This window comes from Rhodococcus sp. IEGM 1366, from assembly GCF_033142425.1.
Taxonomy (GTDB): domain Bacteria; phylum Actinomycetota; class Actinomycetes; order Mycobacteriales; family Mycobacteriaceae; genus Rhodococcus_F; species Rhodococcus_F globerula.
This window is the reverse complement of the sequence record NZ_JAWLRZ010000001.1, coordinates 437,569-459,953: the sequence shown is the minus strand read 5'-3', so window position 1 is coordinate 459,953 and position 22,385 is coordinate 437,569. Positions and strand designations below refer to the sequence as shown.

General features: G+C 60.8%; 22 protein-coding genes and 2 pseudogenes. 15 read left to right on the top strand and 9 right to left on the bottom strand.

Annotated features, from left to right (window positions below; translation table 11 throughout):
• Nucleotides 1–4: 4 nt before the first annotated feature.
• Both R4P64_RS02280 and R4P64_RS02275 read right to left on the bottom strand, forming a co-directional pair.
• A pseudogene (locus R4P64_RS02280) lies at nucleotides 5–640 on the bottom strand (alpha/beta hydrolase); the annotation flags it as partial.
• Between the two features lie 15 nt (nucleotides 641–655).
• Nucleotides 656–976: a hypothetical protein gene (locus R4P64_RS02275; protein ID WP_317819087.1), complete on the bottom strand. Its 321-nt coding sequence runs from the start codon at nucleotides 974–976 to the stop codon at nucleotides 656–658.
• A 92-nt stretch (nucleotides 977–1,068) separates the two neighbouring features.
• On the opposite strand from R4P64_RS02275, the gene R4P64_RS02270 reads away from it, so the two are divergent.
• From R4P64_RS02270 to R4P64_RS02260, 3 genes are all read left to right on the top strand, one after another.
• Nucleotides 1,069–1,689 carry a hypothetical protein gene (locus R4P64_RS02270; protein WP_317819086.1) on the top strand — a complete coding sequence of 207 codons (621 nt, stop codon included), beginning with the start codon at nucleotides 1,069–1,071 and terminating at the stop codon, nucleotides 1,687–1,689.
• Nucleotides 1,690–1,848: 159 nt separating this feature from the next.
• Nucleotides 1,849–2,277: a YciI family protein gene (locus tag R4P64_RS02265; RefSeq protein WP_033233750.1), complete on the top strand. Its 429-nt coding sequence runs from the start codon at nucleotides 1,849–1,851 to the stop codon at nucleotides 2,275–2,277.
• Nucleotides 2,278–2,295: 18 nt separating this feature from the next.
• Nucleotides 2,296–3,546, top strand: coding sequence for an RNA polymerase sigma factor (locus R4P64_RS02260; protein WP_411742628.1), 1,251 nt, complete (start codon nucleotides 2,296–2,298; stop codon nucleotides 3,544–3,546).
• A 14-nt stretch (nucleotides 3,547–3,560) separates the two neighbouring features.
• On the opposite strand, the gene R4P64_RS02255 is transcribed toward R4P64_RS02260, so the two are convergent.
• Nucleotides 3,561–4,874 (bottom strand): YhgE/Pip domain-containing protein, encoded by a 1,314-nt coding sequence (locus R4P64_RS02255; RefSeq protein WP_033233894.1) that lies wholly within the window; start codon nucleotides 4,872–4,874, stop codon nucleotides 3,561–3,563.
• Nucleotides 4,875–4,959: 85 nt separating this feature from the next.
• Nucleotides 4,960–5,946: an alpha/beta hydrolase gene (locus R4P64_RS02250; RefSeq protein WP_317819084.1), complete on the bottom strand. Its 987-nt coding sequence runs from the start codon at nucleotides 5,944–5,946 to the stop codon at nucleotides 4,960–4,962.
• Nucleotides 5,947–6,105: 159 nt separating this feature from the next.
• On the opposite strand from R4P64_RS02250, the gene R4P64_RS02245 reads away from it, so the two are divergent.
• From R4P64_RS02245 to R4P64_RS02220, 6 genes are all read left to right on the top strand, one after another.
• Nucleotides 6,106–6,954: a fumarylacetoacetate hydrolase family protein gene (locus tag R4P64_RS02245; RefSeq protein ID WP_317819082.1), complete on the top strand. Its 849-nt coding sequence runs from the start codon at nucleotides 6,106–6,108 to the stop codon at nucleotides 6,952–6,954.
• Nucleotides 6,955–7,225: 271 nt separating this feature from the next.
• Complete coding sequence (locus tag R4P64_RS02240) at nucleotides 7,226–8,950, top strand: bifunctional 3-(3-hydroxy-phenyl)propionate/3-hydroxycinnamic acid hydroxylase (protein ID WP_317819081.1); 1,725 nt, start codon at nucleotides 7,226–7,228, stop codon at nucleotides 8,948–8,950.
• Between the two features lie 36 nt (nucleotides 8,951–8,986).
• Nucleotides 8,987–9,853 (top strand): alpha/beta fold hydrolase, encoded by an 867-nt coding sequence (locus R4P64_RS02235; RefSeq protein ID WP_045065649.1) that lies wholly within the window; start codon nucleotides 8,987–8,989, stop codon nucleotides 9,851–9,853.
• Complete coding sequence (locus tag R4P64_RS02230) at nucleotides 9,850–10,794, top strand: 3-carboxyethylcatechol 2,3-dioxygenase (protein ID WP_141486876.1); 945 nt, start codon at nucleotides 9,850–9,852, stop codon at nucleotides 10,792–10,794. The genes R4P64_RS02235 and R4P64_RS02230 overlap by 4 nt, the downstream gene beginning before the upstream one ends.
• A 50-nt stretch (nucleotides 10,795–10,844) precedes the next feature.
• A complete protein-coding gene (locus tag R4P64_RS02225; protein WP_045065648.1) occupies nucleotides 10,845–12,206 on the top strand; it encodes an MFS transporter in 1,362 nt (453 codons plus the stop codon).
• 47 nt (nucleotides 12,207–12,253) lie between these two features.
• On the top strand, nucleotides 12,254–12,952 hold the full coding sequence (locus R4P64_RS02220) for an IclR family transcriptional regulator (RefSeq protein ID WP_033233745.1): 699 nt from the start codon (nucleotides 12,254–12,256) through the stop codon (nucleotides 12,950–12,952).
• Here the strand turns inward: R4P64_RS02220 and R4P64_RS02215 are convergent, their stop codons facing one another.
• Together R4P64_RS02215 and R4P64_RS02210 are read right to left on the bottom strand one after the other, a co-directional pair.
• Nucleotides 12,953–13,243: a hypothetical protein gene (locus tag R4P64_RS02215; protein WP_233366256.1), complete on the bottom strand. Its 291-nt coding sequence runs from the start codon at nucleotides 13,241–13,243 to the stop codon at nucleotides 12,953–12,955.
• 118 nt (nucleotides 13,244–13,361) lie between these two features.
• On the bottom strand, nucleotides 13,362–13,988 hold the full coding sequence (locus R4P64_RS02210; RefSeq protein ID WP_317819078.1) for a DUF5701 family protein: 627 nt from the start codon (nucleotides 13,986–13,988) through the stop codon (nucleotides 13,362–13,364).
• Nucleotides 13,989–14,158: 170 nt separating this feature from the next.
• On the opposite strand from R4P64_RS02210, the gene R4P64_RS02205 reads away from it, so the two are divergent.
• Genes R4P64_RS02205 through R4P64_RS02195 form a run of 3 tightly spaced genes read left to right on the top strand, consistent with a single transcriptional unit; the run spans nucleotide 14,159 to nucleotide 17,445 of the window.
• Nucleotides 14,159–15,412, top strand: a complete 1,254-nt coding sequence (locus R4P64_RS02205; protein ID WP_317819077.1) for a M23 family metallopeptidase — start codon at nucleotides 14,159–14,161, stop codon at nucleotides 15,410–15,412.
• A 1-nt stretch (nucleotide 15,413) separates the two neighbouring features.
• Nucleotides 15,414–16,718: a diacylglycerol/lipid kinase family protein gene (locus tag R4P64_RS02200; RefSeq protein WP_317819076.1), complete on the top strand. Its 1,305-nt coding sequence runs from the start codon at nucleotides 15,414–15,416 to the stop codon at nucleotides 16,716–16,718.
• A gap of 52 nt (nucleotides 16,719–16,770) precedes the next feature.
• Nucleotides 16,771–17,445: a YoaK family protein gene (locus R4P64_RS02195; RefSeq protein WP_317819074.1), complete on the top strand. Its 675-nt coding sequence runs from the start codon at nucleotides 16,771–16,773 to the stop codon at nucleotides 17,443–17,445.
• A gap of 339 nt (nucleotides 17,446–17,784) precedes the next feature.
• Here R4P64_RS02195 and R4P64_RS02190 read toward each other — a convergent pair whose 3' ends face one another.
• Together R4P64_RS02190 and R4P64_RS02185 are read right to left on the bottom strand one after the other, a co-directional pair.
• Nucleotides 17,785–18,294 (bottom strand): O-acetyl-ADP-ribose deacetylase, encoded by a 510-nt coding sequence (locus R4P64_RS02190; RefSeq protein WP_317819734.1) that lies wholly within the window; start codon nucleotides 18,292–18,294, stop codon nucleotides 17,785–17,787.
• A 141-nt stretch (nucleotides 18,295–18,435) separates the two neighbouring features.
• Nucleotides 18,436–19,263 (bottom strand): annotated as a pseudogene (locus R4P64_RS02185) (ADP-ribosylglycohydrolase family protein); the annotation flags it as partial.
• Nucleotides 19,264–19,290: 27 nt separating this feature from the next.
• Between R4P64_RS02185 and R4P64_RS02180 the strand changes: the two are divergent.
• The 3 genes from R4P64_RS02180 to R4P64_RS02170 are packed head-to-tail and all read left to right on the top strand — an operon-like array spanning nucleotide 19,291 to nucleotide 21,607.
• Nucleotides 19,291–19,962: an NUDIX hydrolase gene (locus tag R4P64_RS02180; RefSeq protein WP_095887410.1), complete on the top strand. Its 672-nt coding sequence runs from the start codon at nucleotides 19,291–19,293 to the stop codon at nucleotides 19,960–19,962.
• 51 nt (nucleotides 19,963–20,013) lie between these two features.
• Nucleotides 20,014–21,147, top strand: coding sequence for a dihydrodipicolinate reductase (locus R4P64_RS02175; RefSeq protein WP_092804752.1), 1,134 nt, complete (start codon nucleotides 20,014–20,016; stop codon nucleotides 21,145–21,147).
• Nucleotides 21,128–21,607, top strand: coding sequence for a carboxymuconolactone decarboxylase family protein (locus tag R4P64_RS02170; protein ID WP_287163502.1), 480 nt, complete (start codon nucleotides 21,128–21,130; stop codon nucleotides 21,605–21,607). Before R4P64_RS02175 ends, R4P64_RS02170 begins: the two co-directional genes overlap by 20 nt.
• Nucleotide 21,608: 1 nt before the next feature.
• Here R4P64_RS02170 and R4P64_RS02165 read toward each other — a convergent pair whose 3' ends face one another.
• Nucleotides 21,609–22,385 (bottom strand): SDR family NAD(P)-dependent oxidoreductase, encoded by a 777-nt coding sequence (locus R4P64_RS02165; protein WP_033233736.1) that lies wholly within the window; start codon nucleotides 22,383–22,385, stop codon nucleotides 21,609–21,611.

The following is a 22,385-nucleotide window of genomic DNA, read 5'->3' as shown; positions in this document are numbered from 1 at the left end:
AAAGCTACGAGACTGGTGACAACGCGCGCAAGCCTCGCCGCAGTGCGCTGAACGCCTCGGCGCTGCTTCGTTTGGTTACCTCTGCGGTTGTGACAAGACCAGAACCGTGAAAGGTGCCGGGGAAGGAGTGGAGTTCGACGCTGACACCCGCCTGGAGTAGGCGAAGGGCGTACTCGATTCCTTCGTCGCGGAGTGGGTCGAGCTCCATGGTGCACAGGTAGGTCGGGGGCAATCCTCGGAGATCGGTGGCCCGCGAGGGCGCGGCATAGATGGATACATCAGGGTCTTCGGGCCCCGAATACGATTCGCCGAGGTAGTACTGCCACGAAAGGATCGCGTTTGGGCGGTTCCACAGCGGAGTGTCGACGAAGTTTGTCATCGACACCGTTGTCAGCCGGTCGTCGAGTTCTGGGATCTCGAGAAGTTGAAATGCGACGGGCACAACGCCCTCATCTCGGGCTTTCAGCACTGTTCCGGCGGCAAGTCCACCGCCGGCGCTCTGGCCACCGACGGCGATGCGGCTGGGATCGATTCCCAGTTCTTCGGCGTGTGCGTGGATGTAGGTGAGCGCGGCGTAGCAGTCGTTCACGGGGCCGGGGAAAGGGGTTTCCGGGGCTAGCCGGTACTCGACATTGGCTACGGCAAATCCGAGTTCTCACGCAACCTCAACGCAAAATGGATCAGTGGATTCGGCTGTGCCGATGGCGAATCCGCCGCCGTGGATCCAGAGAAGTACGGGGATCGGACCTGTGGCGGCAGCCGGAGTGAAGAAGCGAATGGCGACCTCGGGATCGTCGTCGATTCCGGGAGCAGATAGTTCGCGAAGCGTGACTCCGTCGAACGACAGGTCAGCCAACATGGTGCCAATTAGGGAGTCGTAGTTTGCCCGCGCGGTGGGTAGGTCGGCGAAGGTGACCTTCGGGAGCATCGTGACCGCTGCGGCGAGTTCGGGGTCGAGAGTGGGGAATGTTGTCATGCACCCATCATCGAGTGCGGTGTGTCTCACGTCACCAGCGACTTGTAGGGAATTGTCGGACCTTCATCCGACGCCCGTCGGATCTGCCTAGGATGACGCTGGTGGGCAGAGTACATCTCGGGGTGGGTTGGAGCGATTCGGACGGTGGGTCCAGGATCGGTGGACGCCCGCCGCAGGTCTTCGGCGGACAGACGATTCTGCAGACGCATGAGTATCTCTTGACGCTCGGGGCACACACGGCGCCGTGGCTCGGTGCAAGAGAGCTTTCGGTATTCGTCCGTCGAGGTTTTTCCATCGGCGACGACGACCTCGAATACCCGGGCATCGGGGTTCGGGCAGTATTGCATCCGCCGTCATCGCGAAGTGCGGAATCCGCCGGCAGTCATGAGGGCCTGGGGAGCGCGGCGTTGATCAATCTTCCCGCAGACGACGAGGTGACGCCGTTGGTACTGATCGCGCCGCAACCCGTACTCATACAAAATGAGCCGCAACCCGTACTCATACAAAATGAACCGTCGTATGCCAATGCCGTCGAGGCGGACGGGCATCGCTTCCTGTTCCAGATCAATGAAGAGGGGTGGCCGGTGGTTGCCGAGCCGCAATCCGAGTTCGTGGAGGAGTACCTGTTCGGCTACGGCTCGGTGTATTTCTACGGGAGCGCTGACGCGACCGGGCTCGCCGATGAAGTCGTGCCGGGATTTCTCGACTTCTGAGCTGCCCGACGACCCTTCTGCCGATACCGTGGGCAACGTATTCGACCGGCGGACTTGTCCTTTGAAAATTAGCTTCGGAAGTTTGTCGATCGGTGTCTTTGCCGTTCGACGTGTAGACAGAGGGACCGAATGAGCGGTCCACAAACGAAGGAGATTCCCATGAAGTACATGCTGATCATGCGGTCCACCGACGAAGCCATCGAAGCGTCGAAGGACATGGATTTCGACGAAATTATCGCCGCGATGGGCCAGTACAACGAGTCCCTGATCAAGGCGGGAGTCCTCCTCGCAGGTGAGGGCCTGGCGATGGAGGAGGGATTCATCGTCGATTTCGAATCCGATCCGCCGCTCGTGTCCGACGGTCCGTACGGCGAGACCAAGGAGCTGTTCTCGGGCTTCTGGATCCTTCAGACCTCCACCAAGGACGAGGCCCTGGAGTGGGCCAAGCGCTGCCCCCTTGGACCGGGCAGCAAGCTCGAGGTTCGCCGCGTTTCGGAGATGGAAGATTTCGACCAGAGCAACGAGTACATCCAGAAGGAAGCCGGCTGGCGTGAAGAGTTGGGTACTGATCGCCCTGTCTCGAGCTGAGTCGTGACTGATGATGCGGTGAGGAACGCCGTCGATGCGGTGTGGCGCATTGACGGCGCGAAGATCGTCGCCGCACTCACTCGTACTGTCGGCGATTTGGATCTTGCCGAAGATGTTGCGGGGCAGGCACTGCTCGAAGCGATCGAGCAGTGGCCTGCCACGGGCATTCCCCGCAATCCGGCAGCATGGCTGACCTCCGTCGCCACGCGGCGCGCCATCGACGGGTGGCGTCGACGAGAACGCCTCGACGAGCGATACGCGCACTTTGCGCGTGAGCTCGAGAACGATGCGAATCGGTTCGACGAAGACGGTTGGGATCCGGATCGCATCGACGATGATGTTCTTCGGTTGATTTTCATGGCCTGTCATCCGGTCTTGAATCGAAAAGCTCAGGTGGCATTGACTCTTCGCGTGGTCGGAGGCTTGACGACGGAGGAAATCGCAAAGGCGTTTCTCGTGCCGACCGCAACGATGCAGCAGCGGATAGTTCGTGCGAAGAAGACCCTGACGGCGGCCAAGGTGGTCTTCGAAGTGCCTCCGCGGGATGAGTTCCCGAGTCGGTTGAGCGCTGTTCTCGGCGTGCTGTATCTGATTTTCAACGAGGGCTATGCCGCCAGTTCGGGAACCGAATGGATGCGGACCGACCTCAGCAGTGAAGCATTGCGGCTGACGAGAATTCTTGCGGAACTTGTTCCGCGGGAACCGGAAGCGCACGGTCTCGTGGCGTTGATGGAGCTGTCGGCGTCACGATTTGGCGCACGCACCACCGCCGACGGTCAACCGATATTGCTGTCGGATCAGGATCGGGCGCGGTGGGATCGGACCCAGATCACCCGCGGTCTGGTTGCTTTGGCAAGGGCGGACGACGTCGGGCGTGGTCGAGGGCCTTACGGACTGCAGGCCGGGATTGCCGAATGTCATGCACGAGCAGCAACTTTCGAAGAAACGGACTGGAAGAAGATCGTGCTGTTGTACGAGGCGCTGCAACAGCTTGCCCCATCGCCGGTCGTGGATCTCAACCATGCTGCAGCGGTATCGATGGCATACGGTCCGGCGCCTGCTCTCGAGTTCGTCGACAAGCTTGTTGCTTCCGGTGAACTTGCCGGATATCACCTGCTGCCCAGTGTTCGGGGTGAGTTGCTCGGCAGGCTCGGGCGAACCGAGGAGGCTCGTACCGAACTGCTCGAGGCCGCTCGTTTGGCCGGAAACGAACGTGAGAAGGCGGTGCTCATCGCCAAGGCGGACGCACTTCGTGACCGGCAAACCTGAGCGCGGGAACTGCTTCAGGCTGTTTTTGCGCGATGGGTTCGTTCGTAGCCTTTCCGATCGTAGAGGCGTGTGACGACAAATCCGAGCACCAGTCCGATTGCCAGGCCGAGCAACGTCATCCAGATTGCGTGGGTCAGGCCGGCGTCGCCGTGGGCGCCGAAGAACAGGATTGCGCGGGTGCCCATGTAGATCTGGTGCATCGGTTCGAACTGCGCAAGCCAGGAGTAGAGGCCGGGGCTTGCTTCGAGCGGAATCGTGCCACCGGACGATGGCAGGGCGAGGATGACAAAGACGAACAGGTTGATCAGCATGCCGAGCGAGCCGAACGCCGCCATCACCGACATGGCGGTGACTCCGACCGCGATGATCACGAGGGTGCCGTATGCCCACAAGGCAAAGCCTTGTGTGACAGGCATTCCGAGGGTGCGGCTGATCAACTGGAACAGTCCGGACACCACACCGGACAGCACGATCATGAAGCCCCATTTTATGAGAAGTGTTTGAAATCTATTGATCCCGACTACGTCGTTCTGTACGAACAGGGGACCGAACTCGGTGGGTGCGTAGCCGAGCATTCCGTCTACCAGGGAATTGACGACTGTCGCTCCGGTGAATCCGGCGAGGACCAGCAGTAGGGCGAAATAGAAAGCGACAAGACCGAATCCTGTACCGTCGGGAAGCGGATCATGCGCGACCGTAAGAACATTCACCGGATTTTCGAGGAGAAGTCGACTGGCGCCGGACAGCTGCATTCCGGTACCACCTGCCTGCAATTGTTGTGTGACAAGCGTGGTGAGTTGCTCACCCATGTTCTTGTTGACCGGCTCCAGGGCAGTTGTCCCGATCGACTGCACCAGCGACGCGGAGATGGAACCGGCTCGTGGATTGGTGTAGATGGTGATGATCGGTTGTTGCACCTCTGTGGCGGCGACGCTTCCCTGCGCCAGAGCTATTGTCTGCTGGGTGAAGTCGCGGGGGATGACGATGGAGCCGTAGAGCGTCCCGGAGCTGAGTCGTGATTGCGATTCGATGAGACTGAGCTGCTGTAAGTCGATTTTCTCGGGATCGATCCCGTTTTCGAGCGCGGCGGCGATGTCGTTTCCGAAGTTCTCGACTGCAGCGGGATCGCTTCCGGGCAAGGTACCGCCGACATCTTCGTTCACCAGAGCGATCGGGAACTCGTCCAGATGCTTCTTGGGGTCGAGGATTCCGCCCATATACAGCGCAGCGAGCGCCGACATCAGCAACAGCACAACGATCACCGGTGCCAGCCAGAATCGCGGTGTGTGCAGAACTGAACGGGCGGATGGCGTGTCGTGTGTGCTCATCGTCAGTCGACCGGCTTTCTCGTGCGCGGACAGTGTGTGACTGAGCGTAGAGGCAAAGGTGTGGTGCTGCCGTCCTTGACGTTCTTCAGGAAAACCACTGATCCGGATTTGTTCGAGCAGCATCAACAACTTCGTCGATTGCATCGGTCGTGAGTGCGGGCTGCTCGGTGTGGACGTAATGGCCGGCATCGGTGTCCAGATCGAGGTGTGCGTGTAGCCGTTCGGCCAGAGCCTGCTGTCCGGCAATGTGGGCCGCGAATATCGTCGGACCGAAATCGACAGGTATCCCTGGTGGCAATTCACCTGCAGCCGAGAGTGGTTCAAGGTCGAACGGTTGATCGGAGACAAGGATCCCAACGGGCATCGGAGGAGGATCGCCTGCGTCGCGTAGTGATTGGAAGCTGGGTTCCAAATTGCTCTTCTCCTGGTTGTACGGTTCGAGATCAGGAGAGTAATTGCTGTTGAGCGTGAGCCACCACTGCTGCTCTTGTGGAGTCAGGCCGTCGTAGAGAAGTTCGGTGAGGGTATCGACGAGCACCAGGCCGTCGACGTCGGTCGGATAGGTGTCGGCATAGAGCCGAGCGATCAAGCCACCCCAGGAGTGAGCGACCAGGACATAGGGGCCGGGAACGTCGGCCGCACTCAGCAAAGCGTGAAGGTCGCGCATTCCGTCTTCGGCGGTAGTGGGCTGGGGGACCGGAGTGGAACGGCTTGCGTCTACTTGCTCGCCGGTGATGGTGACAGTTCCGGGGCGGTCGTAAGCGCACACCCGGGTCGTCTCGGCCACGCCGTCGAAAACTGCAGTTTCGGTCGGATTCGGATCTGCGACGGTTTTCCAGACATCTGCGCGATCGGTTCGACCGGACACGAACACGACCGTGGGCGATCCGGTCCCCTTACACGTCAAATACATGCTGCGGCCGTCACCGATGTCCACCAGTCCGGCGAAGTCGCCATTGCTTGGGGAAGCAGTGGTCGAGCTGACTTCGGGACTCGTCGAATTCGAACAACCACCCAAAATCAGTGCGGTGCAGGCGGCAAGTGACGCCACGGCTCGTGAGTTGAGGTTCATGATCTTGCTCCTCGGGATTGGCAGTGTGCGCAACGTCCGGGGTACCCGCGTTCTGCGCCGCCTAAAGGCCGACTGTCGGGAGCTGTGCTTGAGATCGCCGTTAGGTTCGGGAAATGTGCGCCTCGGCGTTTGTCACTATTCTTCGAAAGGTAGTTCGCTATGCGTATTTACAACTTATCGGGCCGGGCCTGTCTTGGAATGGACGCCGGTGCTGTTGATATCGAGATTGCCAGCAACGGGACCTTCTCCTCGGACGTGCAAAGTCTTTACTCGCGGTGGGATGAGTTCGTGCAGTGGGCGAGTGAGTTCGAGGGCGCTCCTGGAGTGAAGATCGACAACTCGGCGTTGGGAAGCCCGGTGCCGTTGCCGCCACAGATCTTTGCGATCGGCTTGAACTACCGGGACCATGCAGTGGAGTCCGGCCTGGAGATCCCCGAGATACCGGTGGTATTCGGGAAGTTTCCGGCGTCGGTGACCGGTCCACGCGGCAAGATTCTGTTGCCGGAGGGCGCTGTCGATTTCGAGACCGAACTTGTCGCGGTGATCGGCAGGCGGGCGGAGAACGTGAGTGCCGCGGATGCATGGGGTCATGTAGCAGGACTGACCGTGGGCCAGGATCTGTCCGAACGGCACACACAGTGGCGAGGTACCGCACCGCAGCAGTTCGGTCTGGCGAAGTCGTTCCCAGGTTTCAGTCCGATTGGGCCGGTCTTGGTCTCACCCGATGAATTCGAGAATCCGAATGATCTCGAGCTGGGATGCTCGATCAACGGCACCTTGATGCAGAAGAGTCGCACCAGCGACATGATTTTCACGATTCCGGAAGTTATCGAGTACCTGTCCCGCATCGTGCCTCTTCTGCCGGGCGACGCGATCTTCACCGGTACGCCGGCAGGTGTCGGCTTCAGCCGCAACCCGAAGGTGCTGCTCGGAGCGGGTGACACGCTGACGACATACGTGGAAGGTATCGGCGAGATGCGGCATACCTTCGATCTCAGGGTCGTCTAGAGGCTTCAGATCTGCGCAATGGCCGCGCCGGAGGTGAACAACCTCCGGCGCGGCCATTTTGTGTCTCGGGCACATGGAGAAGGCCGGCAAACCATGCTCTAGCTGCAGTTTTGATGCCGCGCCATTCTGTCTGAGCGATCCCATCGGGCACCAAATGCGGCCCCGGTCACAAAAGCTCATTGACGTACCCCGCTTCGTGGTTTCTAATAGACGCATCGTGCATATAGTGCGCTAGGGCACGCGATAGTTGCATTAGCGCAGATAGGAAGCCATGAAAACCACTCAGGACACCGAAGTACTCATCGTCGGCGCCGGTCCCGCCGGCCTGATGTTGGCGAACATCCTCGGCATGTACGGCAAGCAGGTCACCGTGCTCGAGGCCATGGATACGCTGATCGACTACCCGCGTGGTGTGGGACTCGACGACGAGTCGTTCCGCACCATTCAGACGGTGGGCCTGGTGGATGCGATCCGTCCGCACACCAATCCGCAGCACATCATGCGTCTGGTCAACGGTGCCGGAAAGGTCATGCTGGTCAACAACCCGCAGACCGTGGAATTCGGCTGGGAACGTAAGCACGGCTTCATCCAGCCAGAAGCCGACAAGGCGCTGTATGAGGGACTGTCCCGGTTCGGGAACGTTCAGGTGTTGTTCGGTCATCGCGTCGAGAACGTCGAAGAAGACGGCCAGTCGGTTACCGCTATCGCGTTGGTTTCTCGCCCCGACGGAACCATCGAAGAACGGCGATTCAGTGCGCAGTACCTGGTGGGGTGTGAAGGTGGTAAGTCTCCGACCCGCAAGCGTCTCGGTGTCGGCTTCGAGGGTGAATCACCTTCTACACGTTGGCTTGTCGTGGACGTCAACAACGATCCGCTGGGAACCCCCAACGTGTTCCTGGGTGCCGATCCGAAGCGTCCGTACGTGTCCATCGGTCTACCCCACGCGGTTCGGCGCTGGGAATTCATGCTGCACGACGACGAAACCGAAGAGCAGGTCACGGACCCCGACTACGTGAATGCTCTTCTGGCAGATCATGTTCCCAACCCGGCGGAACTCGATTTCATTCGACGACGCGTCTTCACCCATCACGGCCGCGTCGCTTCCGACTTCCGCAAGGGCCGCCAATTGATCGCGGGCGACGCCGCGCACCTGATGCCGGTGTGGATGGGTCAGGGCTGGAATTCGGGTATGCGCGACGCAACCAACCTGGGGTGGAAGTTGGCCGCCGTACTTTCCGGTCAGGCGGACGACGCACTGCTCGATACCTATACGTCGGAGCGCAAGGATCACGCCCAGGCAATGGTGGATCTGTCGCTGACGTTCGGACGGCTCATCAAGATCACCAATCCGGTCGGTGCTGTACTCCGCGACGCTGCGTCGTCGGTGCTCAATCTCTTCCCTCAGGTCAAGAGCTACTTCGCGGACATGCGCTTCAAGCCGATGCCGCGCTACACCAGGGGAGTGCTGGCTGACCCGAACACTCGGGAATCGGGAAGTGCAGCAGCGAAACTCACGAGTAAGCTCATCCCGGTGCTGACCGCCAACGTCAAGAACTCACCGGTTGGCGTCCAGTTCCCACAGCCGCGTGTGAACTCGCGGGATGCGTCGGACCAACTGCTCGACGACGCGATCGGCAACTGGTGGTCCGTGATCGTGTGGGGCAACAGCCCCAAGGACGTGCTCCCGCAGTCCTCGCTCGACAAGTTGTCTCTACTCGGTGCCCGCCTTGTTGCGGTAGTTCCGGAGACCCAGCGCGAATGGGCTCAGAAGCACATGGATCCGGACGTTATGGTCCTCGGCGATCACACCGGCCGACTCAAGAAGTGGTTCGACGACCGTCCCACTCCCTTGGTCTTCCTTCGCCCCGACCGTTTTGTTGCCGGCGCCTGCCTGACGCAGCATGCCCCGGAGACGTTGGACGCGATCCTGGCCGCAATGAAATTCACTCCGGCCGGCGCTGTCGCGGACGCGGTCGCAGTGCCGGTCGCGCTCTAACCATCCGCCACACACACTTACGAGAAAGCCAGATATATGACTACAACCGAGATTCCCGCGTACATCACCGACGATTTCTTCGGCCTCGAAGACAAGTGGATCGAGACCGCAGACGGCGAACTCACCCACTACCACGAACTGGGCGAAGGTACCCCGATCCTGTTCCTGCACGGTTCGGGCACCGGCGTCACCGCCGCCGCCAACTGGTGGCTCAATCTTCCGGTTCTCAGCGAGCAGGGTCGATGCATCGCAATCGATTCCATCGGCTACGGACAGAGCGTTGTTGCTCCGAACACCGAGTACGGAATCAAGGAATGGGTTCGCCACGCGGTGCGCGTTCTCGACGCCCTCGGCATCGAGAAGACGTGGATTGTCGGAAACTCCCTCGGCGGTTGGCTTGCATTCCAGTTTGCCATCGATTTCCCGGAACGCCTTCTGGGGATCGTGTCGATGGGCACGGGCGGCGCAAAGTTGACGGGCGCGCTGGCCGGTCACTCCAACCCGAACCTGACCGAAGCGGGGATTCGCAAGACCCTCGAACTCTTTGTTGTCGACAAGTCGCTTGTCACTGACGAATTGGTGTCCCTGCGCTACCAATCCGCGCTCAACGATACGGCCTCGGATCGCCTCGCCGAGGTGGTCGCAGCCCGAGACCGTGACCGCACCGAACTACCGCTCGATTTCGATGTGCTCTCCCGCTTGGATGTTCCGGTTCTGCTGATCCACGGTGTCCAGGACGTGGTGATCCCCGTCTCGCGTACCTGGGAGTTACTCAACGTCATCCCGAATGCCGATGTGCATATCTTCAGCCAGTGTGGCCACTGGTCACAGGTCGAGCGGGCAGAAGAGTTCAATACCGTTATCACGCAGTATCTTTCCGCTCGGGGTGTGAGCCGGTCATGAAGCAGGCTTTGCTGTGCATGTCGCACAGCCCACTGTTGCACCACCTCGACCCGCCGGCCGATGTCAAAGCATCGGTGGAAGCAGCGTTCGACCAGGCCCGCGCATTTGTTCACAATTTTGATCCCGATGTGATCGTGAACTTCGGACCCGATCACTACAACGGATTCTTCTACGATCTGATGCCGCCGTTCTGCATCGGCTACAAGGCAAAGGGCAGTGGCGATTACGACTCGTTTGCCGGTGAACTGAACGTGCCGGAAGCTATGGCCGAGGACTTGGCGCAGTTCGTGATGGATCAGGGGCTCGACATTGCGATTTCACGTCAGATGGAGGTCGATCACGGTGCGGTGCAACCGATGGAGATCATCTACGGCGACGTAGCGTCCAAACCGCTGATCCCAGTCTTCGTCAATTCGGTGGCCAGGCCGTTCGTGAAGGTCGCCCGCGTGCGTAAGTTCGGCGAGGCCGTCGGAGCGTATTTCAAGAATTCCGACAAGAAGGTGCTGTTCATCGGTTCCGGTGGGCTGTCACATGATCCGCCGGTTCCGCAGATCGCCACCGCCAACGAGGCTCAGCGCAAGATGCTGACCGACGGCCGGAATCCGACGCCGCAGGCGCGTGCGGCCAGGCAACAGCGAGTCATCGACACGGCCGTCAAGTTCGCGGCGGACGAGGCCGACATCATGGATCTGAATCCGGAGTGGGACAGAGGATTTCTCGACGTGTGCGCGTCCGGGCGGATCGAGGACTTTGATCGCTACACCGCAGACGACATGGATGCGGTAGCCGGGCACTCCTCGCATGAGGTGCGCAACTGGGTGGCTGCCTACTCTGCCCTACGGGCCTGCGGTGAATACGAGATCGCGTACGAGTTCTACCGGCCGATCAAGGAATACATCTCCGGCTTTGCCGTCACGACCGCGATTCTGCGGGATATCTGATTCTTGCTACTCGGGGGAAGCCCCCTCCCACCTTATGAAAGTAGACCTCGATGGATGTTCGTGAAGCGATTCGGACGCAACCGATGCGCCGATATCAGATTTCGACAATCGCGATCTGTCTGATCCTCAGCATGATCGACGGTTTCGAGATCCTGGTCATGGCGTTCGTAGCGCCTCACCTCGGAAAGTCCTGGGACATCAGCTCCGTCGAGATCGGCTACCTGCTCAGCGCCGGCATCATCGGCACGGCTCTTGGTGCAATTTTCATCTCCCCACTGGCAGACAAGATCGGCAGGCGCCGGCTTGCGATCTGGTGTCTCGTCGGTATCACCGTCGGAATGGCGTTGTCTGCCTGCGCCGTCAACGTTCCCCAGCTCATCGCATTCCGTGCGTTTGCCGGCTTGGGGATCGGCGGACTGGTCGCGAACCTGAATGTTCTTGTATCGGAATTCAGTTCAGATAAGCGTCGTGGCACTGCACTGGGAATCTATGGTGTCGGCTACCCCCTCGGTGGAGCCGTGGGTGGCGCGATTTCCGGCGTCCTGATTTCCGTGTTCGACTGGCGGTCGGCGTTCATCTTCGGCACGATCATCACCGCAATCATGCTGGTTGTCGTGATCAAGACCCTGCCGGAATCCATCGAGTTCCTCATCGAGAAGCGGCCGGTCGGGGCACTGGAGCGGTACAACGAGATCGCGGATCGGCTCGGCTACGAGCAGTCGTCGGAACTGCCCGTTCCGATTCGAAAGACCGAACGTGTTGTGCGTGACGGCCTTTTCAAGGGAATCATGCTGCGTCGCACGGTTTTCCTCTGGCTCGGGTACTCATGCTTGATCGCGTCGTTCTACTTCGCCAATACCTGGACGCCGAAGTTGCTGTCCGATGCAACGGGTGATTCGAACATGGGCGTCACTGCCGGTGTGCTCGTCAACGTCGGTGGTGTCATCGGATCGATCATTTTTGCGGGCCTGTCAATCGTGTTGCGGCCGAGGGTTGTGACAGTTCTCTTGATGTTCGGTGGAGTATTTGCGTTCATCGGTTACGCCTCCGGATTCCACATCGTCGCCCTGGCTTTGACGCTCGCGGTACTGGTCGGCATTTTTGCCAATGGCGGCATCACCGGTTTCTACGCGATCAGCCCGCCCATCTACCCGGCGGCGGCCCGGGGCACCGGTGTGGGCTGGATGATCGGGTGCGGTCGCACGGTCTCGATTATCGCTCCGATTCTGACCGGCTACCTGCTCGATGGTGGCTGGACTCCGAAGAGCGTCTACATGATGTTCGGTGGGGTGTTGGTGATCGCCGGAATCGCGACGTTGCTTCTCGACGCGACCTACCGCGGCCGCAGTGAGAATCCGGAGACTCCGGAGGCGAGACGGGAAGAGGACCTGGCCGCCGCAGCCACTGCTTGAGGATGTGCCGATCCGGCGTCAAGCCCCGAGAGAATAGAGTCAAGGGCGTGGCTTCAGAATCGAATGGGTCGTCCGGCAAACAACCGGGCTCGCAAACACTGGCGAGGGGATTGCAGGCCCTCGAATTGGTTGCCACCACTCCCGATGGAATGACAATTCAGGAAGTTGCCGATGCCCTGGGTGTTCACCGGACCATTGCGTCGCGGTTGCTCACCACTGTGGCTGACTTCCGCCTCATCAAGCGCGGTGCGGACGGCAAGTACCGGGCCGGGGGTGGATTGGCGGCGCTCGCTCGGGACTTGTACGCCGGCCTTCGGGACGAGGCGACACCGTTGTTGCGTCGGCTCGCGAATTCCTTGGGCGCGAGTGTTGCGCTGTTTGTCGCGGAGGGCTCCGAAGCGGTGGCCGTCGCCGTCGTCGAGCCGAAGAATGCTCGGTACTGGGTGTCGTTCCGTGAGGGTGGTCGCCACCCTATCGACCGCGGCGCCGCAGGCTATGCGTTGTTGGCCGGGCAGCCGCCCGTCCCCGGGGAATCGAGTCGAGTCACCGATGCCCGCCGGGACGGCTACGTCGTCAGTTACGGCGAAGTCGAGCCGGGATACTGGGGCCTCGGGGTGCCGTTGACCCAGCCGGCCAATGAGCCGGCCGGTTGCCTGACGTTGATTACCGCGTCCGAGGATCTGGCCCGCGGCGCAGTGCGCGAACTGATGGAGGCTGCTGAAAAGATCAGCGGCACAACACACTAGCTACAAGTGCGGCAGTATTCCCACGAAGAACGATGCGCTCAGGGCAAGCCCGATGATGCCGGTGATCAGGCCGACGACGGCATCTCCCGGCAGCGTGCTACTCGGATCCCGGCCAAGGCGGCGCAAGGTGAACACTCCCATGACGATGGCACCCGCACCGAGCACGATGCCGACGCCGAAAGCCCAGAACACGAGTACCGACAGGGCGCCGAGCATCTCCGATCTTTCGCCCCAGCGCGCAGTGCGTTGCGCCGGCGTCGGTGGTGGCCACTGCAGCGATGAGGCCGACATTGCTGTCCCGAAGCGATGGGTGCGGTTACGAAGAGACTGGTCACTGAGAAACATCATGTACTCCACTGGACTGGGTAGGCGAGCAGTCGGTACTGCTGTCTACCCGGTCTCCGTGGATCTATGCGTTGATCGGCACTCGCGTATTTGCCGACGCAAATCCCAACCAGGTGTGGCGGTTGCCGGCCCAGCACCAGCCGACTTTGGGGGCGTTTCGATTGTCCTTACCGTCGCGCCCGGTTCCGTTGCTGATCCACAGGGCGGGGGTACGCGTATCCAGTGCGCCGTTGGGTTTGCGCAAGCGTGAGCCGATGGTCATGAAGCAATGGCCACGTTCGAGAACGTCCGGGCATTGGAGCAGCCAGTGGATACCCTCGGTGAGCGTCAACGGCGTGCGCCCGGCTTCGAGGATTGCGGGTAGCGCTTCGTCCGGACTCCAGTTGGACATTGCGTCGCCTCGGTCGAGGTCCTCGAGTAGATACACGGGATTGTCCGGGGGCACTGCGTGCTCGGTGGGAGTGAACTGATCTACATCGGTCATGTCGGTGACAACAAAGCCATGTTTGCCCTGGCGTTCGAGAAGGTGGGCCAACGATGAAGCGGGAGCGTACTTTTCGTGGATGGTGAGCAGAGAGTTCTCGGCGCGGGACGTTGCTGCTGCACGTATCGCAGCGGGGGATATCCCGGCGATGTCGCCGATGCCGAGAGCTATGAGTCGTTCAGCCTGCTGATCTAGAGGTGGGAGCACGGTCCCCGATGGTAGCGAATCTTGCGTCACCTCGAGAAAATGCCGTCAAGACGAATAAATGAAGTCCTAGTGGGTATGCATAAATGCGCTTATCCAAGGATTGAATTCGATACGGTAAATATCGAGCGCATTTATCGCAACCGGACTGGTTCAGGTCTAACATTCCTGAAATGGCAAGTCCGAGTGGAAAGAACAGTATTGCATTAGTTTTTCTTGCCGCGGCGATGGTTGTCTCGTGCTCCACGACGCAGAATTCACAGACGACTCCTTCGGATTCTTCGCTCACTTCTGCTCCCGGCTCCAACTCAGCCGAACCAGTGCTCACCCCATTGACTGCCGCTACCCTTGCCGCTCCGATTCCGGTAACCGCCACTGACGGAGAGGTACACCTCGCGTACGAGCTGTTCCTCACGAATACCCTCGCGCAGCCGCTTACCTTGCGGAGTATCGAGCCGGTGTCGAACGGAGTTCCGTTGCAGAGTTCGATTTCCGACGGGCTTCTGCCGTGGATCAGGGTATTCGGCGCTACGAGGCCGACGGAGACTCTGGGCCCAGGTCAATCGGCCTTGGCCTGGATAGACGTGACGGTACCGTCCAGCTCAGAGGTTCCCGAGGTTGTCGAACATCGAATTTCGGTGGCGGTGGCCACCCCGAATCCGCCGCTTCTCCCGGCAGAGATGACGGAGATCGTGGCTCGGACCACGGTATCGACACAGTCTGCGGTAGTGATCGATCCGCCGCTGAACGGTGAGAACTGGTTGAACGGAAACGGTTGTTGTGGTCTAACAGCTCACCGTGGTGCCGTCAGTCCCCTCAACGGACAGCTTTTTGCTCCGGAGCGATTTGCCATCGACTACGTTCAACTGACGTCCGAGGGAAAGATGTTCAATGGAGATCGGACGTCCGTCAACAGTTATCCCTACTACGGCAGCGATGTTTTTGCCGTAGCGGAGGGCAAGATTGTTTCGATGGTGAATGACCTTCCGGAACAGACTCCTGGCGCTGATCCCGTCGGGCTCACGCTCGATCAATTCGGTGGTAATCATGTTGTTCAGGATCTCGGAAACGGTCGATATGCCTTCTACGCTCACCTGCAGAGAGGAAGTATCCCGCTCGAGGTCGGTGACAATCTGACGGTGGGTCAATCGTTGGGCAAGTTGGGTAACTCCGGTAACACCGACGCCCCGCATCTGCATTTCCACATCATGGACGGACCGGATCCTCTGGCGTCGAACGGACTTCCGTTCGAGATACGTTCTTTCGATCTGACAAACCGAATCATGAACCAGGACAACCTCGATTCGGTCACGGATTCCGGTGCCGCGGCGCAGTTCGCAACGGGCGTGGACACCGGTCGGCGCAGCAATCAGATGCCGCTCACGCTTGATGTCATGACATACGACGTAGTTCAACAGGGGAGCTGACATGGCAACGAGCAAGCAACGATGGTTGGCCAGAGCGGCTGTGGTCGCGGCATTCGCAGCAGTGGTGGTTCTGCTGGTCTTTGCCGGCTTGAAGACGCTGATGTTGTTGATCATGGGCGTCGGAGCTGTGGTGGTGAGTGTGGTTGCCGCGTACTGGTTCCTCACCAGTCGCGGGTTTATACGCTGGTTCGCTCTGGCAATCGGGGTGTTGACGCCGATAGTGGTGCTCGTCTTTCTGATCCGGGCGAATCTGCTTGCGGTGGTGTTGGTGACGATCGGCTTGTTGATTGTGTCCGCGTTGTGCGCTCGGGCTGCCCTGCAAGACGATGAGTCGGGTTCTCCTGTGCCGGAACATCCTCCGAGCCCTGCAGAACGGCCCTTCTTCGTGATGAACCCAAATTCGGGCGGCGGGAAGGTCGGAAAATTCGGACTGATCGACAAGGCTCGAGAATTGGGTGCCGAGGTATACGTTCTCGACGCCGCCCACCCGGTTGACGTGGCAGACGTGGCGCGCAATGCCGTCGACAACGGGGCTGATCTACTCGGTGTCGCGGGAGGCGACGGAACACAGGCCTTGGTGGCGGCGGTCGCCGCCGAACATGGGTTGCCCTATCTGGTGATCAGCGCAGGTACACGCAATCATTTTGCCGCAGATCTCGGTTTGGATCTCCAAGATCCGTCGCGATGCCTTGACGCTTTGAATGACGGCGTCGACATCTACGTCGATCTCGGGACTGTGGGTGATCGACCGTTTGTGAACAACGCGTCGTTCGGCGCGTATGCCGAAGTGGTGCAGAATCCGTCGTATCGCGATGCCAAGACCAGTACGGTCGTGCGGATGCTCCCGGATGTCCTGGCGGAGCAGCAGGGCGCAAAATTTGTCGTGCACGTTCAGGACCGCGTCATCGAGTCACCACAAGCGGTGTTGGTCAGCAACGGTCCGTATGAGACGGATGACCTTGCCGGACTCGGGCAACGGCCGCGGTTGGACCTGGGAACACTCGGCGTTGTCGCGCTGTCGGTCAACAGCCCGCGGCAGGCCCTCGGGTTGCTTCGCCGCGCACATCGGCGGGGACTGACGCAAGCCACGGCATTAGAGGTGATCGTCGACGCCGATCGGCCGGAGATTCCTGTCGGCGTCGATGGTGAAGCATTGATCTTCCCGGTCCCCGTGCGGTGCGAGGTCCGGCCCGGTGCGCTTCGGGTTCGGGTTCCACGCAACCGTCCGGGGGTGACGCGTCCGCGGCGGAAAGTAGATCTGGTCAGATTGCGTCAACTGGCAGGATTCACAGCGCTCGACGCATAACCTATCCGGTTGCGACTGCATGGTTCATGGTCGACTGTGACAGGCTTTTCGGGTGACGGGATACAGCAGATCGCTCATCGGTTTGGCGATAGCGCTTGCCGGGCTGGCCGGATACGTCGACGCGATCGGCTTCATCGTTCTCAGCGGACAGTTCGTATCGTTCATGAGCGGCAATATGACTCAGATGAGCGTCTCGATCGCCGACGGATTGTGGGCCGCCGCCCGAGTGCCCGCGGCCGTGATTGTGCTCTTCCTGCTCGGTATCGCGCTCGGCACGGTGATCACGTATGTCACGGAACGCTATTCGGTTCGGACACGCAAGGTCAGCGTGCTGTCAGTGGTCACCGCGTTGCTGGTTCTGGGGGCAATACTAGGTAGCTTCGACATCGTTCCCGGCGCGGTCACCGCAATGGCTTTGTCCATGGGCGCGGTCAATTCGGTGTTCCAGCGTGACGGCGAGGTAACCATCGGCGTCACTTACATGACGGGTGCCCTGGTGAAAATGGGCCAACGTTTGACGGGCGCATTCCTGGGCGGCCCGCGGTGGGCGTGGCTGCAACACTTCGGAATGTGTGCGGGCCTGATCGGCGGTGCAGTCCTGGGAGCGCTTGCACATCGGTGGATCGGGATTCACGCACTGTGGCCGGCAGCGGGAACTGCTGCCGCTCTGACGGTTGTGGCGTGGCGCGTGACGCCCCTACGCGGAAACAGATCCTCGGTTTCCTGACACTCCGACGCGCAGTGCCCCACACGCTTCGAGCATCGCATCTCTTACGGTGTGGCCAACTCCGACGGTGTTGGCGTTATGAATTGCCCAGGTTTGATGTGATTCGGAGCGCGATCGCTGGTTTCAGGTGAGTGACAACACATTGAACGTAACCCTAAGTTACATATACTTGTTTTCAGAAAAGTGTTTCCGCTCGAGTCCGAACGAGGTGCACATCATGGGTGTCGTAGTCATATCGCTGCTCGTCGCCGCTGTGCTGACAGCACTGGCCACCAGTGACGGTGCGGGGCTGGACTTCGGGAGTCGGCAGTTGAACCGCCGGATGAGGTTCGCTAGCCGCTACTCGAGTGCTCGCCGCAGTACATCCGCCGACGGCTTGTCGTAGGCAACGATAATGACGTTGTCCACAGCGGTATGCGCTGAGTGAATCGCCGTAACTGCCTGTTTTGCAGCGTCTTCCTTGGGCCAGCCGTAGACGCCCGAAGAGATCAGCGGGAAGGCGACGGTCTGGGCGCCAAGGGAATCGGCCACGGCCAGGCTTTGCGTGTACGCCGATCGTAGCTGCGCCGACCGATCCTGCGAACGTGAGTCTCGCGGGCCGACGGTGTGGATCACGTTGCGTGCTTTCATCTTTCCTGCTGTGGTGGCTACGGCTGAGCCCACCGGCAAGCCGTCGGGCAGGCTGGAGGCGCGCAGAGCTTTGCATTCTTCGAGGATTTCCGGGCCACCGGCGCGGTGAATGGCGCCGTCGACGCCCCCACCGCCGAGGAGAGCGGTGTTGGCGGCGTTGACTATTGCGTCGACGTCCAGGGTGGTGATGTCACCTTCGACGACGGAGATGGTGGGCATTGCTTCTCCTGTGGTGTTGAGTGCAAGACGAATCAAGTCGGTGGAGGTATACCCCGGCCACCCGTGCATGATGCGGCGCCACCGCTCCGGTATCGCCGACGCTCCCCAACGGGCGCCGAGTAGGCCGCCGGCGATTGCGGCAGTCGTGTCGGTGTCGCCGCCGGCTCGGACCGCGGCTTCGAGCGCGTGCTGCAGATGTTCGGTGTTGCTGCTGTCGGTGGAAGTTATTGCCCACCATGCCGTCTGGAGTGCGTGAACCACCCAGCCGTTCTTGGAGAAGTCTCGCGGGCTGCCATTTTCGGCCTGGTCGAGCAGTGGTCCCCAATAATCGACCACCCCCTGATCGGCGACGGTCAGGTAGTCGCGAACGCCGTCGAAGTCTCCGTGGATCACTGCGTGGCGGATGGCATGGGTCCATATCTGACAGGCTTGGCCGGCCTGCGGATCGTCATGCGTGAGTGCGCCGATCTTCCACGCGGCATCGACAGCACCTTTGGGGTCGTCCAGATAAGCAAGCGCAACCGGCGCGGTGCGCATAAGCGAACCGTTGCCGCCCTTGAGCCCGCTGACCGCCTTCGCACGAGTCGCCATATCCGCTGCGTTGGGAGAGCGGGCGGACAGTACGGCCCGGGTCTGATTGCCGATATCTTCGGGTTTCGAGTCGTACCACAGAATGAACTGCGCTGCAACGGCATCCAGGCCTTCGGTGCTGGCAAGATCGATCCCGGTTGCGGCGACTTCGGCGATGGCTACGGCCATCGAGGTATCGTCCGTCCACTCGCCCGGCGCCCACTTGAACGGACCGCCGCCGATCATGTCGATGACAACCTCGGCCTTCGGATAGGTGAACTCGTATCCGGCGCCCAGTGCGTCGCCGGCTGCCGTGCCGAGAAGTACCCCCGCCGCTCGATCGGTCTGTAGTGCGTTCAGCCTCACGTCAACCCCTTTGCTCAACTTTGCGCTAAACATAGATCATGATTGAGCTAATATGCAAGAGTGAATGAATGGACAGACGCGAGCGGCAAATCGTTAACCGACTATCCGCGGCCGTCGGTCGCCGTCGACGTCGCCGTTCTGACCTATTCGGACGCTGCCCTCAAAGTGCTTGTAGTCGAGCATCGGCTGGGCAAGTTCGCTTTGCCCGGCACCTTTCTCCATGAGCGCGAATTACTCACTGCCGCAGCAGATCGGGCCTTGCACTCCAAAGCGGGAATGGTAGATGCGGAGTTCCATCAACTGGCAATTCTCGACAACCCGAATCGCGACGACAGGGGATGGGTCTTATCGGTTGCGCACGCTGCAGCGCTGCCGGAAAGTGGCATGCCGGTTGACGCGATCCTCCTCGATGCCTACGGAGCCCTGGACCTGGCTTTCGACCACACCGAGATAGTCGGATTGGCAGTTGCCGACCTCCGGAGCCGGTTTGCCGAAGCCGTCGACCCGGCCGGTCTCCTCGGCGACACTTTCACCGTCCCCCAACTGCGGCAACTCTACGAGGTGGTGTTCGATCGTGAATTGCAGAAGGACAGCTTCCGGCGTCATGTTGTCGACGCGCTGGTCAGTACCGGGGAATACGTGAGGGCTACTACGGGCAGGCCGGCCGAGATGTATCGGCGCAGCCCCGGCGCGACTCTCCCGCCGCAAGCCTTGGTTTTCCTCACCGGGTAGATTCGCGCATTCGGCCGTGACAACTACCCCGGAATGGGTACTGTCCGAATCATGGATGACCGCGACATCGAGGCGAAGATCCGGACGGTTGTGTGGGGGACGGGAAACGTCGGCCGTGCCTCGATTCGGGCCGTCGCCGCCAATCCGGCGCTCGAACTCTGCGCAGTCGTAGTCGCAAATCCCGACAAGGTCGGCCGAGATGCGGGAGACCTCGCGCAACTCGGCTACCGGTTGGGTGTGGTTGCCACCGATGATGCCGATGCCGTTCTTGCCACTGTTCCCGACGCCGTTGTCTACGCAGCTTCGGGTGAGATCCGGCCGGACGATGCCACCGCGGACATCATGCGCGCGCTACACGGCGGCGCTGTCGTGGTGACGCCCTCGGTCTACGCCCTGTACGACCACCGTTCGGCGCCGCCCGAAGTGCGGGATCCCGTCCTGGCCGCAGCCAAGGCCGGCGGCGGCGCGCTGTTCGTCTCCGGCGTCGATCCTGGGTGGGGAAACGACATTCTGCCGGTGATGATCACGGGCCTGTCCGGAACTATCGACCAGATTCGGTGTCAGGAGATTTTCGACTACACGACGTACGACCAGCCGGATTCGGTGCGCTACCTCGTCGGTATGGGTCAGCCGATGGAGTACGACCCGCCCATGGTTGCGTCAGGTGTCCCAACGATGGTGTGGGGAGGACAGATTCGGCTCATCGCACGTGCGCTGGGCGTCGAACTCGACGGCATCAGTGAGACCCTGCTGCGCCGGGCTCTCGACGAGACGGTGACCACCGAGCACATGGGTGATTTTTCCGCCGGAACCCAGGGCGGTTTGCGATTCGAAGTTCAGGGAATTGTCGACGGCAAACCGTTGATCGTCATCGAACACGTCACCCGGATTCACCCGTCGTGTGCTCCTGACTGGCCGTCTCCTCCAGGCGGTGGGGACGGGGTGCACAAAGTCATCATCGAAGGCCGCCCACGAATTGAGATCAACGTCGAGGCCACCGACGAGGGTGGAAATCGCGCGGCCGGTGGAAATGCCACTGCTGTAGGGCGTCTCGTCAATGCGATCCCGTGGTTGCGCGCCGCGCAGCCAGGCTTGTACGACGCGCTCGACGTCCCACTCACCCCAGGCGTCGGCAAACTCGGCGCCGATACCTGGAGGACCGAATATGAACATCGACATCCCTGAGGGCAAGAATCCGATCGGCTACGTGTGGGGTGAGATGGTTCCGGGCATCGGTCCCGCCGCAGCCGCGTTCTCCCAAAAGGTGTATTCCGACACCACTCTCGGTCTGCGAGAGTTCGAGGCCGCTCGGCTGCGTATCGCTCAGATCAACGGTTGTATCTTCTGCCAGGATTGGCGAACCGAACGTGACGGTGCAACTGTCGAATCCGATTTTGCGCAGTCCGTCACCGACTGGCGAACCACCGATGCTTTTGACGACAGGACACGGCTGGCCGCCGAATACGCGGAGCGGTACGCACTCGATCATCACGGACTGGACGAGGAGTTCTGGGGACGCATGACTGCCCACTACTCTCAGGCCGAAATCGTGGAACTGAGCATGTGCCTCGGATCGTGGTTGGCCTTCGGCCGGCTCAACCACGTCCTCGGCCTCGACACGCAGTGCGTGCTGCCCGGCAACTGATTCAGCTACCGAGTTTTGTCAGATCCGGGTAGTTCGACACTTCCCAACCGCCGTCGACCACCAGTGATGTTCCGGTGATGTAGGTGGCGTCGTCGCTCGCGAGATACAGGCAGGGAGCGGCAATCTCTTCGGGAGTTGCCGCTCGGGCCATGGGGATTCGATCCAGGAACATGTCACGCGCGGGTTCGTACCCCATCACCGGCGCGACCAGTGGGGTGTCGACCAGACCGGGGAGAACTGCGTTGACACGGATTCCCGACGCCGCGAGTTCGATCGCGGCATTCTTGCTGAACATCTCGACACCGGCTTTGCCGGTGGCGTATGCACTTCCGTACGGGCTCGGAATATGGGCGTTGAGTGAGGAGACATTGACGATCGCTCCACCCCTTCCGTGCTCACGGATATGGCGCGCTTCGTGTTTGGTGCAGAGGAACACACCCTTCTGCACCAAATCGATGGTGAAGTCCCAATCCGCTTCGTCGAGGTCGACGATCTGTCCCACCCTCGACGCTCCGGCAACGTTGAATGCGATGTCGATCCCACCGAATTCCGCTGCCGCAGCGGCAATGGCCTCGGCGACATCGGACTCCTTGGTCACATCGGCCGGTGCGGCGAGGAAGGAACCGTCATGTTGGGCCGCGATCTCCTTCAGTGCGCCCTCGGAGATATCGATGCCTGCGACGCGCGCACCTTCGCTGATGAGGCGCAGTGCAATCGCCGCGCCGATCCCCGAGGCTGCGCCGGTGACGACCGCGGTCTTGCCGGCAAATCTGGACAT

Excerpts from the sequence above, each read along its gene's own strand:
- R4P64_RS02270 (WP_317819086.1), top strand. The coding sequence starts at position 1,069 with ATGACGCTGGTGGGCAGAGTACATCTCGGGGTGGGTTGGAGCGATTCG.
- R4P64_RS02240 (WP_317819081.1), top strand. The coding sequence starts at position 7,226 with ATGAAAACCACTCAGGACACCGAAGTACTCATCGTCGGCGCCGGTCCC.
- R4P64_RS02275 (WP_317819087.1), bottom strand. The coding sequence starts at position 976 with ATGACAACATTCCCCACTCTCGACCCCGAACTCGCCGCAGCGGTCACG.
- R4P64_RS02170 (WP_287163502.1), top strand. The coding sequence starts at position 21,128 with ATGAACATCGACATCCCTGAGGGCAAGAATCCGATCGGCTACGTGTGG.
- R4P64_RS02225 (WP_045065648.1), top strand. The coding sequence starts at position 10,845 with ATGGATGTTCGTGAAGCGATTCGGACGCAACCGATGCGCCGATATCAG.
- R4P64_RS02255 (WP_033233894.1), bottom strand. The coding sequence starts at position 4,874 with ATGAGCACACACGACACGCCATCCGCCCGTTCAGTTCTGCACACACCG.
- R4P64_RS02230 (WP_141486876.1), top strand. The coding sequence starts at position 9,850 with ATGAAGCAGGCTTTGCTGTGCATGTCGCACAGCCCACTGTTGCACCAC.
- R4P64_RS02250 (WP_317819084.1), bottom strand. The coding sequence starts at position 5,946 with ATGAACCTCAACTCACGAGCCGTGGCGTCACTTGCCGCCTGCACCGCA.
- R4P64_RS02235 (WP_045065649.1), top strand. The coding sequence starts at position 8,987 with ATGACTACAACCGAGATTCCCGCGTACATCACCGACGATTTCTTCGGC.
- R4P64_RS02215 (WP_233366256.1), bottom strand. The coding sequence starts at position 13,243 with ATGTCGGCCTCATCGCTGCAGTGGCCACCACCGACGCCGGCGCAACGC.
- R4P64_RS02265 (WP_033233750.1), top strand. The coding sequence starts at position 1,849 with ATGAAGTACATGCTGATCATGCGGTCCACCGACGAAGCCATCGAAGCG.
- R4P64_RS02165 (WP_033233736.1), bottom strand. The coding sequence starts at position 22,385 with ATGTCCAGATTTGCCGGCAAGACCGCGGTCGTCACCGGCGCAGCCTCG.
- R4P64_RS02175 (WP_092804752.1), top strand. The coding sequence starts at position 20,014 with ATGGATGACCGCGACATCGAGGCGAAGATCCGGACGGTTGTGTGGGGG.
- R4P64_RS02200 (WP_317819076.1), top strand. The coding sequence starts at position 15,414 with ATGGCAACGAGCAAGCAACGATGGTTGGCCAGAGCGGCTGTGGTCGCG.
- R4P64_RS02190 (WP_317819734.1), bottom strand. The coding sequence starts at position 18,294 with ATGCCCACCATCTCCGTCGTCGAAGGTGACATCACCACCCTGGACGTC.
- R4P64_RS02245 (WP_317819082.1), top strand. The coding sequence starts at position 6,106 with ATGCGTATTTACAACTTATCGGGCCGGGCCTGTCTTGGAATGGACGCC.
- R4P64_RS02205 (WP_317819077.1), top strand. The coding sequence starts at position 14,159 with ATGGCAAGTCCGAGTGGAAAGAACAGTATTGCATTAGTTTTTCTTGCC.